The following is a 326-nucleotide window of genomic DNA, read 5'->3' on the forward strand; positions in this document are numbered from 1 at the left end:
GCCTGCCCGAGCGTCTTCGTCTTCGGTGCGGGCCATGTCGGCCGGGCGCTCGCCGCGGCGCTGGCGCTGCTTCCCTTTCGCACGACCATCGTCGATCCGCGCGAGGAGATGCTCAGTGACTTGCCGGAAGACGTGGAGACGGTCTGGACGGCACTTTTGGAGGCCGTCATCGCCGACGCGCCGGCGGGATCGGCTGCGATCATCGCCACGCACAGCCATGCGCTTGATTTCGCCGTCGCCTATGCCGCACTGAAACGGGGCGATTTTGCCTATACCGGGATGATCGGATCGAAAACGAAGCGGGCACAGTTCGAGCGCTGGGCTTG

At 65.6% G+C, this 326-nt stretch carries 1 protein-coding gene; it reads left to right on the top strand.

Annotation, left to right across the window (positions count from 1 at the left end; all coding sequences use genetic code 11):
• Nucleotides 1-326: XdhC family protein (locus tag CH341_RS32065; protein ID WP_210208723.1), on the top strand; the 326-nt coding region annotated here is incomplete at both ends.

Source organism: Rhodoplanes roseus (assembly GCF_003258865.1).
In the GTDB taxonomy this organism is placed as follows: Bacteria; Pseudomonadota; Alphaproteobacteria; order Rhizobiales; family Xanthobacteraceae; genus Rhodoplanes; species Rhodoplanes roseus.